This is a genomic window from Mucilaginibacter sp. 14171R-50 (assembly GCF_010093045.1).
In the GTDB taxonomy this organism is placed as follows: domain Bacteria; phylum Bacteroidota; class Bacteroidia; order Sphingobacteriales; family Sphingobacteriaceae; genus Mucilaginibacter.
This window is the reverse complement of the sequence record NZ_CP048115.1, coordinates 761,939-778,142: the sequence shown is the minus strand read 5'-3', so window position 1 is coordinate 778,142 and position 16,204 is coordinate 761,939. Positions and strand designations below refer to the sequence as shown.

Below are 16,204 nucleotides of genomic sequence, written 5' to 3'. Positions count from 1 at the left end.
CGGCAAAGGTACAAAAAAGCATTTGCCGCACCTAAATCCCTCTGAAAAGGAGCGGACTTAAAAGTTATACCGAAAGGCTTATCTGGCCTTGCTCCCCGGTCCGAGCACAGGCGCCCGGAACTGCTTCCGCACGGGAGGTATATAGGGGGAGTATGGATTTGGGTAGGTGCAATCCATTGCCTCTCATACGGTGGGAGAGAATTGTTGTTTGCCGCCTAAGTGAGCGAGGCGAATTAAAGACGTTTTTACCCCGTTCAATAAGACGTTTTTGGGGTGTGCCTGCAAATTGTTTTGTTTAAATTAGTTATTGAATATCAGTAGGTTATATAGCCTTTGCAAAGCTGTTTACGGCCTGTTGTATCACAAACCTTAACCAAATCACAATCAGAAAATGAAAAAACAATTATCAATAACCGCATTGCTTTGCCTGTTGGTTATTGCAGTTTGGCGCTGCAGCGCCCCAAAAACAGAAACTGCTGCATCACTTGTAACCAAGAATCTGCTGCCCGATGATGTAAACCCGGCCTGCACCATTTCTGCGTCGGAATTTGCCACCTGGTTTGCCGACGGTAAGGTGGCTATTAACGGGCTGGTCACGCCCGCAAACAGCGTGGCCTTTTCGGTAACCAGGGGCAACTGCGATTTTTATGACTGGTCTGAACATATGCTGCTTTGGCTTACATCGCCCATAAAAGGTGGCGGGTCGGTACTGGAGTCGTCGTTATTTTATGATGTATCGGCCAGTGTTGACGGCCGGCGCAGGCTGGTGCCTCATGATGCTAAAACCGTATTGAACATGACCAGCGAAATCAATAAAACCGGCCCGAACGGTTTACCAGTGATAGAGGACAGTAATGGCAGGCTGCTTGAGATAGAAAATGCCGATACCATAACAAATGCGCCGGTTTTAGTTAAAAGTGATAAGAACAGCCCGCGGGAAGTTGCCAGTGTACAGCAAGATGCCGGCGGAGCGCTCCATTTTAAAGACCGCAATAATAACGAGATTGTGCATCCCAAAGCCCTTATTCGCCACGCGGTTAAAGAAAACTTTGTACAGCGTTTTAAAGTGGGAGATCATTTTGTATTTCTTGATGCCAACGGTAAGCTTACCCAATCAGAAGTGGGGCAGGCTACAGGCCATGTGCTGATGTCAAAGCAAGGCTCGCTGGTTTATTACCTGTCATCGGTAAATGATGTTTATGCTTATTTTATGACCGGGGTTAAAAATGGCGAACTTGACAGCAGCAGTTTTCCAACCACCGCCGCTACGCGCGACAAAATCATAGCCTATGCACGTAAAAGCGGCCACGCCCTGCCCGACTCTAACGCACTTGCGCTGGAGATAAAAACATCGTGGGTGGAGGCGGCCACGTTGCCTGATGCTGATAAGTATTTTAAGGTGAAAGCTACTATCCCGGTTTATGACACTACCAGCAAAATCAAATGGACGCCAACAGGCCAAAAAACGGTAATGATGGCTATGGTAGGGATGCACATTGTAGGCAGCGTGGCCGGCCATCCCGAAATGATATGGGCCACCTACGAACATAACGGTATTACACCTAATGCCGCTTATGATTACATCACCAAAGATGGGAAGGTGGCTACGCAGCCCGCAGATACCGGCACAGGTTGGGTATTTTCGACCAATGCCGCCGACACAGCGGTAAATATCCCGCACATGGGTAACCGGGATGCGCAACGCGTTACCACGCCTTATATAACAGCACAAGCAGGCCATACCATAAGCTCAAGCAACACGCAACGCATTTTTGCCTGGGGCGCTTTCGGGATAGCTAACCCACGGTCTAAATCGGCGGCGGCATCAAACACCGAGCTGATCTCTATTAACAAAACGATTGAAACGCTGCTTTCGCAGGGCGATGTGAGGGCTAATTACCTGCTGATAGGTGCTACCTGGACAGAGAAAGGTGCAGCACCAAACGGGAAAAGCTACAGTGCGGAGTTTCAGGTACCGGGAGCGGCGGTTGGAACCAATGTGTTGGCCAACAGCACCATGGAAACCTATTTTCAAACATCCAGCAAGTCGTGCTTTACCTGCCACAGCAACTCCAAAGCCCCCGGAGTATTACCAACAGATCTGAGCCACTATTTTAAATCGCTGCAGCCAATGGTGACAGCAAATGCAATGCGTAAACAATAGGGTTAGGATCAAACAATGTCCCCTGAACCTAACGGCCACTTTAATAAACTTTTCAAGCGGGCTACCTTTCCACTGAAAGGAAACGTTAAATGAACAAAAAGAAAAGCCATCCGATGCATCGGATGGCTTTTCTTGATTAACTATTAACTGATCTTAGTATTAATTAGTGGCTTGTTTGGCCTGATTTTTCATGGCGTCGTTCGCTACGATCACGATCTCGACCCTGCGGTTCTGACTGCGGCCCTCAACGGTGTTGTTATCTGCAATTGGTTCGCTTTCGCCTTTACCGCTGGTAGTTAAGCGCGAGTTGGCCACGTTATTTGCTGCGATGTATGATTTTACCGACTCGGCCCTTCGTACCGAAAGGTTTTGGTTGTACTCGTCGGTACCGGTATTATCCGTATGGCCCACAATCAGGATATTAGTTTGCGGGTTGTTTTGTAACGAGGTTGCCAGGTTAGCCAGGTTGGTACGCGCAGCAGGTTTAAGTTCTGACGAATTAGTATCAAACAGAATACCCGAATCAAATTTCACCAAAATACCTTCGCCTTCGCGGGTAACGGTTGCCCCGGGTACAGTTTGTTTTATTTCTGCAGCTTGTCTGTCCATGTTTCGGCCAATAAATGCCCCGGCGGTACCGCCAACAGCACCACCTATAATGGCGCCCAACGCGGTATTACCTGCTGCCTTGCCTATAAAGGCACCAATGGTACCACCGGCACCTGCGCCAATAGCCGCGCCTTTTTGTGTTTTGGTAAGTGAATTACAACCTGAGGCTATTACGCCCAACGAAGCTAACGCAATACTGTAAGTAGCGATTTTTATTTTTAGTGTTTTCATGTTTAAATGTTGTGTATTTAATAATGTGTTGCAAAGCAAATGCCAAACCCTAAACCTAAATATTATTAAAATATTATGGCCATTTGAGAAATAAAGGCGTACTATGACAACATATTTTTAAGATTCGAGAAAATAACTTTGGTTTAATACACTACGAAAAAATAAGTGGCATGCAGTACTGCCTCTTTTTTAGTACAGCATTTATTTAGCCGGCAGTTCCCCGGTAACTTTTTGCGGGAAGGTTAACGTAAATGTGCTGCCCTCTCCTTTTTCAGAAACTACGTTAATCCCTATTTTATGAAAAACCGCTATTGATTTAACGATAGGCAAGCCAAGTCCGAAGCTATCCTGCGAAAGGGATTGCTTTAGTTTCTTGAAACGGTTAAATATGTATGGTAACTCTTCATCGGCTATGCCAATACCAGTATCGGCTATGCTGATGGTATAATTGTTTTTTACCCATTGCGCGCTCACGGTTATTTCGCCATCGGGCTTGTTGTATTTAATGGCGTTATTAATAAGGTTAAATAGCATGTTAAACAGCAAAAACTTATTTACATTGATCAGTTCAACATCATCTATTACCAAAATGGCCAAACTGATGTTGCGGTCTTGCAACCGGATGGATATCTCGTCGTAAACATCCTGCAACAGGTAGCGGGCGGATATTTTATCTTCTTTTAAAAATTGCTCGTTCTCTATTTGTGATATCAGCAGCAAGGTTTTGGTAATGCTTTTTAAACGGTTAAGTATTTTCTGCATTTCCAGGAGGCGCACTTTCAGTTCGTCGGCAATGTCAAGCTCAAACATGTTTTCGATCTTTGATTGCAGGATAGAAATTGGGGTCATCAGTTCATGCGAGGCGTTGGATATAAATTCGCGCTCTTTCTGAAAGGTGGTTTCAATGGTCTCGACCATTTTGTGGATGCTGAGATCGAGCAGCTGAAAATCGGTAGTGCTGGTTTTAACTTCTTTGTAAACCGTAAATTTTGGGAACTTATTGCCGATTAGCTTTGTTTTAATAATAATGTTAAGCGGGCGTAAGATATAGGTAGAAAATATCTGGTCGGCCAAAATGGTGAGCAGAATCATCCCGAGCAATAACTGAAACGCAATGTTTTGCAGCGGGCCGGTAGTTTCGCCAATGGTTTCGGTACTTTTGCCTATTTCTAACAGGTAGTTTTTGTTATCCACTTTAAAAGTATGGCTTAATATGCGGTAGTCAATGGTGTCGCGCTCAACAAGGCGCTGCTCATCCCTTATGGTATCTAAATGATAACCGGGCTCTACTTCATCCAAACTAATGTACTCTTCTTTTAAAGGGAGATACATACCGTAGCTTTCGCCATTTTCGATATAGGTTTGTATGCCTTTTTCTTTAACTATTTGTAAAAGCTTATTCTTTTGTTTCAGCAGGCGGCTATCGTTATAGCTTTTGTTAATGTTTTCGATAATATTGGGCAGCAGCAATATAAAAAGGGTTACAATAACCAATTTTGATATGGCATTAAACAGCGTAAGTTTAGTTGTAAGTTTCAAATACCTAAACGTTTGTTTTTATCCTGTAGCCTAAACCGCGCACGGTTTCCAGCCAATCGGCCGGGGCAAACGTGCTTAGCTTTTTGCGTATGTTTTTGATGTGGGCATCAATAAAGTTTGAGTCGTAATCGTCGTTAATCACACTTCCCCATATATGTTCGCTCAGTTGGGCGCGGGTAAGCGTACGGTTTTTATGCAGCAGCATATAAGCTATAAGGTCGAATTCTTTTTTTGTGATAGCATTAACGGCTTGGTCCTGGTATATTATGGTACGCTCGGTAAGATTTACCAAAAAGCCATCCAGTTCTATAATATTTTGCGTGATGCCAAACTTGCGCCGCGTAATGGCCTGCATGCGGCTTTGCAGCTCTAAAAGCGAAAAGGGTTTTGCCAGGTAATCATCGGCCCCCAGGTCAAGCCCTTTTACACGGTCGTTAACTTCGGCGCGGGCGGTGAGTATGATACAAGCTGCTTCAGGGTTGGCCTTTTTTGCTTCTTTAAGCAGATCGAGCCCTTCATAATCGGGCAAGCCCAGGTCAAGCAGTATAAAGTCATAAAGGTTAACAGCAATTTTTTCGGAAGCAGATATACCGTTGTTGCTTACTTCGCAGATATAGTTATTTTTTACCAGGAAAAGCTCCAGTTCGTGGGCAAGCGCCTTTTCATCCTCTATGATCAGTACGTTCATTTAATAAAAGACGTAATAAAAGGTGAAATTAAAAAACGATTCCCGCCGGTTCCTTAATATCCCTTCAACGTTTACCGGTATCGAATATTTGTACGAAGCCTCAAGCGTGTAGTGCGGCATATTGTACGCCAGGGGTATTTTAAAGCTGTAATTAAGCATATTAAACTTAGCGTTTGCCCTGGCCCGTCTTCCATTTTCGTTTTGCACAGCAATGTTATCGGCCTCTATCCTGTAATCATGATCTACAGAATATCGTTGCACAAAGTTTTGCGTGCCAAAAATGAGGTTAACTGAAGGGTTGATAGATATAAAATCCTGATCGTTAAATATATTAAAGCTGCTTTCGATATATTTTGAGTTGCTGATGGTTGTGAACAGATCGTACGATTTGCCAAACAGGTAATCGGCGGTGAGGCTTGTTTTCAGATACTTCCAATCGAACGAGTTTTTCCAGTTGATATCGTTTGATGCGGAGGATTTAATAATATTTGCTTCTTTATTAAATATGAAACGCGTATAACTTACCGTACCTGTAAATTTTTTTGATAGCCTGTAATAATACCCGCCGCCAATATCAATCTCATCAACCAACGGCTTATAACCTAACACCTTTACCGCAGAGCCATATATAAAAAAGCCGGGCTTGGTGTTAAAAATAACGTCGGTAGACGTAAATGGATATTTAATTGGGCCGGTGCGGCCAAAAAATAAAGCGTCGCTGCCGTAGCTTATGCCTGCCGATACCGAGTTTTTACGCACAACGCTATCAGTATCTGCAACTGCGTAAGTATCCCGGTATGCTATTACAGGCCGGGATACTGCCGCGTTTAATGCATTGCTTGTGATAATAAATAGCAGTACGCCAAAGTATCTCATTAATAAAAAGCTTGTGTACGTATTAGTCGTTTCTCCTTGGTATTTCCGGCGGCCGCTCTAAACCTTCGGGCCTGCGTTGCCGTTTGGGTTTTGGTTTAGCCGGTTCTATCTTTTCGGGCTTAGGCACCTTTTTTGCCTTAGCTACCTCTTTGATCTTCTTTTTATCTTCTTCTGATTGATGTGGTTTGCCTTTTGTTACAATTGTATCACGTTGTAACGTATAAAAAGTAATAAATGATACACCACCGGTTGTATGAAGGCTGCCTTGAAAGCCGGGATTGTTATTGGCGTATGACAAACATGGCACGGATATCATTAAGAGTACAATATACAAAAACCACTTTATCATTTGAGAGAGTACGGAGCGCTAATATTGTAAAATACGCAACGTGCGTACTTATTTATGAGTAATCGTTATTCTGTGTTAAAAGTGCGCAAAATCCCAATGGGCTTTATCCCCCCGGAATATCTGCGAAAATTATATAATAGGTTTATTGGCAATAATAAGCAAAAACTTACATCGCTACACTAATATGTTTCGATGTATATACACGGGCATGATCATCGATAATAATACATGCCATTTGGTTCAGTTTGTTAATCAGATACAAGCCGGCGTTCACGCCCATTGCAATTACAGGGGTTGCCATAGCATCGGCAAGCTCTGCGCCGGGAGTTATAATGCTTACACTTTTAATTTTACTAACCGGGAAACCATCCGCAGGATTGATATCACCGATAACTTTACTATTAGTCAGGTTGGTGTACTTATCGGTGTTATATGAAGTAGCTACCGCCATGTTGCTGATGTTGACACCTGCATGTGGTTGGGCTGCCTGCGATGGGTCGGCGGCGGCAATGGTCCAGGGTGTATTATCGGGCTGCAGGCCCCAGGTTAGCAAGTCGCCACCGGCATTAATAACGCCGCTGCTTACGCCTTCTAGCTGTAATATATATTTAGCCCTGTCTGCAGCGTAACCGCGGCTAACAGCACCCAAACCTATGCGCATACCCTTGTTTTTTAGAAAAACGGTTTGCGTGGCAAAATCAAGCACCACGTTGGTATAATTTGTCAGGTTAACTTTCTTTTTTAAAGCTGTTGCAGTGCCGGCGTTAGCATCAGGGCTTTTATCGATGCTGATAGTTGTTGCGGCAGCATAAGTAATGTCAAAAGTGCCTTCGGTTAATGATGAAATTTCCAACGCCCTTTCAATAATGCGGAATATTTCTGCACCTACCCGCACCGGTTTAACGCCGGCATTGCGGTTTATGTCGTTTATTATACTGTCTTCAGTAAAGGTGCTAAGCAATTTATCAACGCGATTTATTTCGCTGATGGCGCTATCTATACGCTCATATGCCCACGCAGGATCATTAGCCACTAAACTAATTTCGAATCTGTTACCCATTAAACGCATTTCGCGTGTAAATATGGTTGACGCGCCTGTTAATTTTTTTACTGCCAGCATAGTAAATAGCCTTAATGTATCGTTAAACTTATTGTACCCATACATTACGTAACGTAATGATAGAGTGTAACTTTACTATGCTAAAATAACCCGGCATTATGAAATTGACATGAAATGCAATTTTCTAAAAACGAAAAAAGCACCCGTAGGGTGCTTTAAATTTTACAATTATAGTAATTTATCAGGCTACAGTTCCTTCTTTAAGCTTCTCGGCGTTCTCAGCAAATTGCAGGGCTTCCATTATTTCCTGAAGGTCTCCGTTCATTACGCCGGTTAGGTTGTATATGGTAAGGCCTATACGATGTTCAGTTAACCTGCCCTGCGGGTAATTATAAGTACGCACTTTAGCGCTTCTATCACCCGTGGCAACCATGGTCTTGCGCTTTTTTGATGTTTCTTCCAGGTGTTTTTGCAGTTCCATTTCGTAAACACGCGAACGTAACACCTGCAAAGCCTTGTCGTAATTTTTCAATTGCGACTTTTGATCCTGACACTGTGCCACAATACCAGTAGGGATATGTGTTAAACGCACAGCAGAATACGTAGTATTTACCGATTGCCCGCCCGGCCCTGATGCGCAGAAAAGATCCTTACGTATATCGCTTACCTGTAAGTCGATATCAAACTCATCAACCTCGGGCAGTACCACTACCGATGCTGCTGATGTATGCACACGGCCCTGTGTTTCGGTATCGGGCACACGCTGCACACGGTGTACCCCGCTTTCGTACTTAAAATTACCGTAAGCATCCTCTGCGTTTACGTTAAATACAATCTCTTTATACCCTCCGGCTGTACCTTCGGTATAATCAACCAATTCGGTTTTCCAGCCGCGTCGCTCGCAGTAGCGCATGTACATACGGTAAAGGTCGCCTGCAAAAAGGGCAGCCTCGTCGCCACCTGTACCGCCCCGTATCTCTATAATGGCATTCTTAGAATCTTCCGGGTCTTTTGGTATCAGCATCAGGCGAATGGCCTCTTCCATTTCATCCTGTTTAACCAATAGCTCATCCAGTTCCATTTTAGCCATCTCGCGAAACTCCTCGTCCTTCTCGGTAGCTAATATTTCTTTATTGGTTTCAATGTTGCTCATAATGTTTTTGTACACATTATATTGCTCAACAATTTTAGCCAGGTCTTTATATTCTTTATTCAGCTGGGCAAAACGCTTCATATCAGCCATTGCTTCGGGGCTGCTTAATTCGCCTTCCACGGTTTTCCAGCGTTGAAATATCAGTTCTAATTTCTCTAACATACTATTTGAAAATCAATTGCAGCATTTTGTGGGTTACTGCGTCCCGTTTTTACACATCAGCTTTTCGCGCTGTAACTTAGCCGCAAAAGCTTTTGTTATAACCAGTTCTGGCGTTGTTATTGCATTGCAAAAAACATGCAAAAATACGTAATTAAAGGCACATAATAAATTCAGCGGATTGTAAAGAGATTGGATGTGAAAATATCGAATGATGAAATGCAATTTTGAACGTCGAACAGAATATTAATTACTATTCAAAATTCAGTATTCGATGTTCGTTATTATTTATTGCCTTCAAAGTACTTTAATTCCAAACTTTCACCATCAAAAACAGCGTAGGTATTGTAATTTACCCACTCGCCCAGGTTTACATACCTGCTGTTTCCCGGCAGGGCAATATCCAAAGGCAAATGCCTGTGTCCGAAAATAAAATAATCGTAACGCTTGTTTTTCAAAACTTCAAGGGCATAGGCTTCCAGCCATTCCTGCTGATGTTGTATCTTTTCAACATCCTGCTTGTTACTTATCCTGCTCTGCTGCGACCACGCGTTGGCTATGCCCACGCCTAAATTGGGGTGTAAGCGGGCAAACAGCCATTGACATACCCGGCTGCGGAAAAACTTTTTAAGGAATTTATAGAATTTATCGCCGGGGCCAAGGCCATCGCCATGGTGTAGGTAAAAAGCTTTGCCGCCGCGTTCAATTTCCAGCTCGTTAGCAATAATAGTAGCGTTTAGCTCCTCTACAAAGTAATCAAACATCCACATATCGTGGTTGCCCTTAAAAAGATAAAGCTTTACACCGGCATCGGTTAACTGGGCCAGTTTCCCTAAAAAACGGATATAACCTTTAGGCACTACGGTTTTATATTCGAACCAAAAATCAAATACATCGCCCATTAAAAAAAGTTCGGCGCAATCATCTTTGATCATATCGAGCCAGCGGATAATGCGATCTTCGCGCCCGCGCGACGAAGGATAGCCACCGGCGCCTAAATGAAAATCAGAAGCAAAGTATAAATTTTTACCGGTTGGCATATTGCTTCAAAAGTACGGGAATAATTGGCAGCCTACAAACTCGCGTTTTCCTGAGGCATAAACTGCAGGCGTTTGGCAAAATAGATATCCCAGCTGTGCTGTTGCTGCCGGTTTACCATATGTTGGGTGTCCTCGTCGTAATCCTGGTTAAGCTGTTTATATTTGGCATCTATCCGGTTAAAAATGCCCATCGCTTCAGCATTGTAGTTCGCCGTAAAACGGGTGCGTTCAACTGCTCGTAACACTTCCTGCTGCTCCAGGTAGGCAATGGTATAATGGCCCTGTTCGTGTTTTAATATTTCGGCCAACTGATCGGCAGACGTTATTCGCGAACGGTCTATCCACGATTTGTAGTTGTTCATGAACATGCGCACGTTAAAACGCAGTTGATAGTAGCCATCATTGCGGGTGGCCTGGTATTTAAAATCGATAGTGCAATTAGTATAAGCTATTACACCGCGGCCATTTGGGCGCGGGGCCCCCAGGAAATCGTTAACCGTTAAGGTGCGATGGGGCTGAGCCCAAACGGGGTTTAGTATAAGGCACAACACAACACCGGCGCAAAAAGCTCGTAAATATTTAAAAATCATTTAGCCGTTGGTAAAGTAAAAACTTTACTTTTTGACTTCCTGCTTATCCAAAAGGTTTAAACTCATCATTTCTTTCATGGTGCGCTGCATGCCATCGGCCGAGCCATCCAGGAAAATGACGTTGCCCTTTGAGTTTTCTGAAAAATGTTTTATCGATTCTGTCCACATGGTGAACAGGATAACGGACGTATCCATGTTGGCCGTTTGCATTTCTTTGGCGGCCATGGTCATACCCTTGGCTACTTCCTCGCGGAATAACGCTATGCCTTGCCCGCGTAGCTGTGCGGCCTGGCGTTCAGCCTCGGCAGATATTTTAATGGCATTACCATCAGCTTCCGCTGCCTTTGTTTTAGTGATCAGTAAAGCCTGGCCCTCGTTTTCGGCAGCGGCTTTCAGGTTATTTGAGGCCACTACCTGGCTCATCGACTTCATGATGATGTCGTCAAAAGTGATATCGTTCAGTTGCAGGTCCTGCAGGTGGTAACCCCAGCCTTCCAGTATGGCATCCAGTTGTTCTTTAACGTGTTCTACAATATCGCGGCGTAGTATCAGCACCTCGCTTTGCCGTTTGGTAGCCACAAAAGCACGAATAGAGCCTTCGACGGTGCGGATAAGCGCCTGCATCAGGTTGCGCTCGTCAACAAACTTAAACGCTACGTTTTTGATGCTTTCTTCCGACTGATCTAACACCGAGTAAAGCAGCATGGCTTTAAAATATACATTGGCCTGGTCGAACGTTACAGCCTGGAATTCCAGTTCGACCGAGCGGTTCTGGATAGATATTTTTGAGTAAATATTCTCGATAAGCGGGATCTTAAAGTTGAGCCCCGGCGTTAATATACGGCGATATTTACCAAATACGGTTACTACAGCGATAGTGCCCTGTTTTACCGTTACGAACGACGACAGGACAACGATAATGATAAAAAATATTACAAGATACGTGATAATTGATGATGGTGTCATTAGGGATATATTTTTAATAAATATAGGCTTAATTGTAATACCATCAACATAAAGATGTCAACCAGCAGCACACGAGCCTACGCTGCTATCCAGATAGCATCTACAAACCATTTTTTGCTGTCGAAGAATTGGTTTAACGGTTTAAATCCTGCACCGGCAGCCATAACATCCACCTGACCTGCCGTGTATTTCTGTGAAATCTCCATATCGATATATTCATCTTTTTGAAAAGAGATGGTTTCGCTGCCAATTTTTACGCGCTGGTCGGCAAGGCTAATAAGGTAGCTTTTGCATGCACCTGTTTCGGGGTTGTAAGTTGCATAATGGTCAAACTGGGTGGTGTTAAAGTCGCCGCCAAGTTCGCGGTTTATACGTTCAAGCAGGTTTATATTGAAGCGTTTGGTAATACCTTCTTTATCGTTGTAAGCGGCCAAAACCGTCTTAGGGTTTTTTTTCAGGTCTACCCCTATAAGTACCATGTCGCCCTTTGATAGGTTATTGTGTAATTCACGGCAAAAGCCCTGTGCTACATCAACCGGCATATTGCCAATGTTTGAACCGAGGAACATCACCACCTTGCGTTTATTTGAAATTGAGGCCGCTTTGCGCAGCATATCAAAATACTCGCCGTTAAGCCCGGTAATTTTTATGCCTGGGAGGGTAACCGGAAGGGTAATATTTAGATAAGATATTACATTTTCGGAGATATCAATAGGCAGGTAAGTAAATTCCGCTTTGTTATCTATCAGATATTTTAACAGCTGGGTTGATTTTGTGGCATCGCCCGCGCCAAGCTCTATCATGTCAAACGCGTCGCCACCGGCAATAATGGCTTTACATAGTTCTGCCGTTTGCGAAGTGAAGATCTCCATTTCGCAATTGGTTGGATAATATTCTTCGCAGTTCATCAGCTCCTGGAAAAGCTTATCGCCATGGGCATCATAAAAATATTTCGAGTCGAGGTGTTTAGGCGTAGATGCCAATCCGGCTATAACGTCCTTGTAAAACTGATGATCGGCAATAGTATTAACCGTTTGTTGTGTTGCTGCATTGGTAGATGCCATAAATATCGGATAGTAATGTTAAAATTATTTTGCAAGGCGTATGCCGGTAAATTGCCAGCGCAGTTCGGGTTGAAAAAAATTACGATAGGTAACGCGGCTATGGTTTGGCGAGGTTACTTCTGATGCACCGCGCAGTACCTTTTGGCCAACCATAAATTTGCCGTTGTATTCGCCGATTGCGCCGGGTGCCTTAGCGAACCCAGGATAAGGCAGGTAGGCGCTTTCTGTCCACTCCCAGCGCAGGCCCCAGTTAAACTGTCCGGCCGCGGCCTCCCATTCAAATTCGGTAGGCAGGCGCATGCCTTTCCATGATGCATAAGCGTAAGCCTCGTAGTAACTGATATGGGTAACTGCTCCGTGCATATTCACGGGCTGCAACCCTTGGTAAGTATAGTTATGCCATGTGCCGTCAATTTGGTGCCAGTACATTGGCGCCTCAACTTTGTTGGTATTCACCCAATCCCAGCCGGCGGCATGCCAATGGCGGAAATCGTGGTACCCGCCATCATTTATAAATTCTAAATATTCTGCATTGGTTACCAGGTCCGGGCTTATCTCAAATGCATTAAGGTAAACTTTATGGCGGTTCAGCTCGTTATCAAAACAAAACCCCACGCCTTCAAAGCCCACCTCGTAAACACCCTCGTTAAGTTTGATGAATGGCGCTCCTGATTTATTGAATTTGGGCGTTGCATAATCTTTTGAATAAGCCGGGAACAGCGGGTTATTGCCCAAAATGTATTTAATATCGGTAAGCAACAGTTCCTGGTGCTGCTCCTCATGGTTAAATCCCAATATCAACAGTTCTGCTACGTCTTGGTTGATATCGCCGCAGGCGATAAAATTAAGCATAGCATCATCCACATACTTGCGGTAGCGTTTAATATCGATAACCGTTGGCCGGCTCAGATTGCCCCTGTCGGTACGGATAACGCGGTTGCCCACAGTCTCGTAATAACTATTAAAAACGTAATTGTAATTAGGGTCGAATTCCTGGTATTCGGCAAAGTAAGGTTTCAGAATAAATGTTTCAAAAAACCAGGTAGTATGGCCTATGTGCCATTTCGGCGGGCTAACGTCAACCACGGGTTGCACAACGTAATCTTCGGTTTGCAATGGTTCGCAAATGGCCTCGGTACGCTTGCGCACTTTTATATAGCAATCGGCTAAATCAATCATATTATTACTTACTCTCTAAGTATTGCTTCAGGTTGGTAATTGTTTTAATGTGCAGTTCTTTTGCCTGCTGCCCGCGCATCATTAATGCATAAGCGTTATTAAAGCCAATTGGTTTTAACCATTTTATCTGATAACGTTTTTTAAACTCCTTTTGAACATAAATATAAGTGCTATCCTTATCAACCTGCAGCCGGGCTACTGTTTGACGCGGCGCCTGCAATATAGCTAAAAGCCCTGTACCGGTATACTCCGGATACAGGTCGATCTGATCATTAGTCATGGCGTCGAAAACTATCTTAGTGCCTCCCAGGCCGGTTTTTGTAGCTACATCATAATCTGTATAGCCCTTTATCAACATACTGTATATACTTGCCAGGATATACTGCTCGCCAAATATTTTAGAACCGATCCTGACCACGCCTTTTACGCCGTGCCGGTCAGGCCGGTACAGCTTTCGCGCTATTAAAAAATCCCTTGCAACACGTTCGGGCGTTTCATGAAGATAATCAGTTTTGTAATTTAATTCCGTCATTACCTGGTCAGTAATGGTTCCCGCAAGTAAATTTAATGTTTTTTCAAGCTCAGGAAACTTGCGTAATGCATCCTCCCGTACTACCGGTGCGGCATAGTAGGGCGGGAATATCTTTTTATCATCATCCAAAACCACCAGGTTGTAGGCCTTTAGCCGACCATCGGTAGAGTAACCGCTTATTACATCGAGTTCTTTTTCCTGTGCCGCCTTATACATTACCGCATCGCTGATAACGATGGTACGGATATTTAATCCATATTTATTTATCAGACCCAGGTTACCGTCCTCCCTTCCCATAAACTCGGGCGTAAAGCCGGCGGTTAACTTACCGCCATAAGCCGACGGAATAAAATAAAAACATGAAAGTACGAGCAGTAAAACCGGGGCTACCTTAACCGCGCCTTTTATCTTTTTAAAATTTAGCCGCTGCACGCGCGATAGCAGAAAATCGAACAGGATAGCTAAAAGCGCTGCGGGGATTGCGCCGGCCAGTATCATGTTGGTGTTATTAAGCGATATGCCGCCAAAAATAAACTCGCCCAGGCCTCCTGCCGCTATGTATGATGCCAGCGTTGCCACACCCACATTAATAACCGTAGCCGTACGTATACCTGCCAGTATCACCGGCATGGCCAAAGGTAATTCCACCTTAAACAGTACCTGACCCTTGGTCATACCCATGGCCACAGCGGCCTCTTTAACAGCGGCATCAACACCGGTTATGCCTGTATAAGTATTGCGGATGATAGGCAGCAGTGCATAAAGCAATAAAGCTACGATAGCGGGCTTTGCACCGATACCCAGAAACGGTATCATGAAACCCAGCAAGGCGATACTTGGAATGGTTTGCAAAATGCCTGCCGAACCAAGTACAATACTCGAAAGCTGTTTTTTGCGGCTGATATAAATGCCCAGCGGCAAGCCGATGAGCACAGCAATAAAAAGGGATATAAAGGTAAGCCCGATATGCTGCAAGGTTTGCATTTCCAGCTTATCAGCTTGCTGCAACATAAATTCCCACAAAGTTTGCTGATGCTCATTCATGGGGCTGCAGCGTTTTATATTGCGAAAATGCGTTCATCAGTTGATCGAACGAAATACTTTTTACTTCTTTATTTTGTTGGTTAAGAATATTGATTGTCTCCTTTTGATAAAATTTAAAGTGCTCCAATGCCTCCCACACACTTAAACGACCTGCCAGAAGTGACGAGTTTATCTTTTTCCCGGAATCGGGAAGATGCTCCCAAATATCGTCTAACTTAATGGTGCTGAACTCCAGTTGCAGTTGCTGCGATTTAAGAAAATCTTTTACAAAATCGTTAACAGGGTTAAACAGTAGTTCAGCAGGGGGGCCAATTTGCTCAATCTGGCCGTTATCCATCAAAGCAACCCGGTCGGCCAGTTCAAAGGCTTCATGAACATCGTGCGTAACCATTATAATGGTCTTGCGTTTTAGTTCGTCCAACGCCAAAAAATCTGCATGTATTTTAGAACGAGTAACGTTATCAAGCGCGCCAAAAGGCTCGTCCATCAGCAGTAAAGGCGGGTTGGCGGCTAATGCCCTGGCCAGACCTACGCGCTGTTGTTGCCCGCCGCTAAGCTCATTAGGATAAACATTCAGGTGTTCTTTTGAAAGATGCAGTTTTTCCAGCAGTTCATTTATTCGTCGCTGCGTTCGGGCCCTGTCCCATTTGAGCAGGTTGGGCACAATTGCGATATTTTCGGCAACGGTATAATGCGGGAACAAACCATTGTTTTGAAGTACATAGCCAATGTCGCGCCGTAATAATTCGCGTGGCTGGTGTACGATGTTTTTTCCGTTGATGATAATTGTACCGCTATCGGGTTCTATAAGGCGGTTAAGCATCTTTAACGTTGTGGTTTTACCGCATCCGCTGGTGCCCAAAAGCACCAGATTCTCGCCCGTGTTCACTTCAAATGAAATACCATTAACAGCTTTTGTGGTACCAAAGGTTTTTGCAAGGCGTTCAACTTTTATCATAGC

15 protein-coding genes are annotated in these 16,204 nt (G+C 44.1%); 1 reads left to right on the top strand and 14 read right to left on the bottom strand.

Annotated features, from left to right (window positions below; all coding sequences use genetic code 11):
• Positions 1-391: 391 nt before the first annotated feature.
• Complete coding sequence (locus GWR56_RS03600) at positions 392-2,164, top strand: hypothetical protein (protein WP_162429797.1); 1,773 nt, start codon at positions 392-394, stop codon at positions 2,162-2,164.
• Positions 2,165-2,323: 159 nt separating this feature from the next.
• Here GWR56_RS03600 and GWR56_RS03595 read toward each other — a convergent pair whose 3' ends face one another.
• From GWR56_RS03595 to GWR56_RS03530, 14 genes are all read right to left on the bottom strand, one after another.
• A complete protein-coding gene (locus tag GWR56_RS03595; RefSeq protein ID WP_162429796.1) occupies positions 2,324-3,004 on the bottom strand; it encodes an OmpA family protein in 681 nt (226 codons plus the stop codon).
• A gap of 201 nt (positions 3,005-3,205) precedes the next feature.
• On the bottom strand, positions 3,206-4,543 hold the full coding sequence (locus tag GWR56_RS03590; protein ID WP_162429795.1) for a cell wall metabolism sensor histidine kinase WalK: 1,338 nt from the start codon (positions 4,541-4,543) through the stop codon (positions 3,206-3,208).
• A gap of 4 nt (positions 4,544-4,547) precedes the next feature.
• Positions 4,548-5,231, bottom strand: a complete 684-nt coding sequence (locus GWR56_RS03585; protein ID WP_162429794.1) for a response regulator transcription factor — start codon at positions 5,229-5,231, stop codon at positions 4,548-4,550.
• A complete protein-coding gene (locus GWR56_RS03580) occupies positions 5,232-6,107 on the bottom strand; it encodes a hypothetical protein (protein ID WP_162429793.1) in 876 nt (291 codons plus the stop codon).
• Between the two features lie 22 nt (positions 6,108-6,129).
• Positions 6,130-6,423 (bottom strand): hypothetical protein, encoded by a 294-nt coding sequence (locus GWR56_RS03575; RefSeq protein ID WP_162429792.1) that lies wholly within the window; start codon positions 6,421-6,423, stop codon positions 6,130-6,132.
• Positions 6,424-6,622: 199 nt separating this feature from the next.
• Positions 6,623-7,576 (bottom strand): FAD:protein FMN transferase, encoded by a 954-nt coding sequence (locus GWR56_RS03570; protein ID WP_202925369.1) that lies wholly within the window; start codon positions 7,574-7,576, stop codon positions 6,623-6,625.
• Between the two features lie 181 nt (positions 7,577-7,757).
• Positions 7,758-8,831, bottom strand: coding sequence for a peptide chain release factor 1 (gene prfA / locus GWR56_RS03565; RefSeq protein WP_162429791.1), 1,074 nt, complete (start codon positions 8,829-8,831; stop codon positions 7,758-7,760).
• A gap of 281 nt (positions 8,832-9,112) precedes the next feature.
• Positions 9,113-9,868, bottom strand: a complete 756-nt coding sequence (locus tag GWR56_RS03560; RefSeq protein WP_162429790.1) for a UDP-2,3-diacylglucosamine diphosphatase — start codon at positions 9,866-9,868, stop codon at positions 9,113-9,115.
• A 32-nt stretch (positions 9,869-9,900) separates the two neighbouring features.
• Complete coding sequence (locus GWR56_RS03555) at positions 9,901-10,458, bottom strand: DUF922 domain-containing protein (RefSeq protein WP_162429789.1); 558 nt, start codon at positions 10,456-10,458, stop codon at positions 9,901-9,903.
• Between the two features lie 24 nt (positions 10,459-10,482).
• Positions 10,483-11,424: an SPFH domain-containing protein gene (locus GWR56_RS03550; protein ID WP_162429788.1), complete on the bottom strand. Its 942-nt coding sequence runs from the start codon at positions 11,422-11,424 to the stop codon at positions 10,483-10,485.
• A 77-nt stretch (positions 11,425-11,501) separates the two neighbouring features.
• On the bottom strand, positions 11,502-12,488 hold the full coding sequence (locus GWR56_RS03545) for an L-histidine N(alpha)-methyltransferase (RefSeq protein ID WP_162429787.1): 987 nt from the start codon (positions 12,486-12,488) through the stop codon (positions 11,502-11,504).
• A 24-nt stretch (positions 12,489-12,512) separates the two neighbouring features.
• Complete coding sequence (gene egtB, locus GWR56_RS03540; RefSeq protein ID WP_162429786.1) at positions 12,513-13,667, bottom strand: ergothioneine biosynthesis protein EgtB; 1,155 nt, start codon at positions 13,665-13,667, stop codon at positions 12,513-12,515.
• A gap of 4 nt (positions 13,668-13,671) precedes the next feature.
• Entirely contained in the window at positions 13,672-15,243 is a 1,572-nt protein-coding gene (locus GWR56_RS03535; RefSeq protein ID WP_162429785.1) for an ABC transporter permease/substrate-binding protein, read from the bottom strand.
• Complete coding sequence (locus GWR56_RS03530; protein WP_162429784.1) at positions 15,236-16,201, bottom strand: ABC transporter ATP-binding protein; 966 nt, start codon at positions 16,199-16,201, stop codon at positions 15,236-15,238. The genes GWR56_RS03535 and GWR56_RS03530 overlap by 8 nt, the downstream gene beginning before the upstream one ends.
• Between the last annotated feature and the right edge of the window lie 3 nt (positions 16,202-16,204).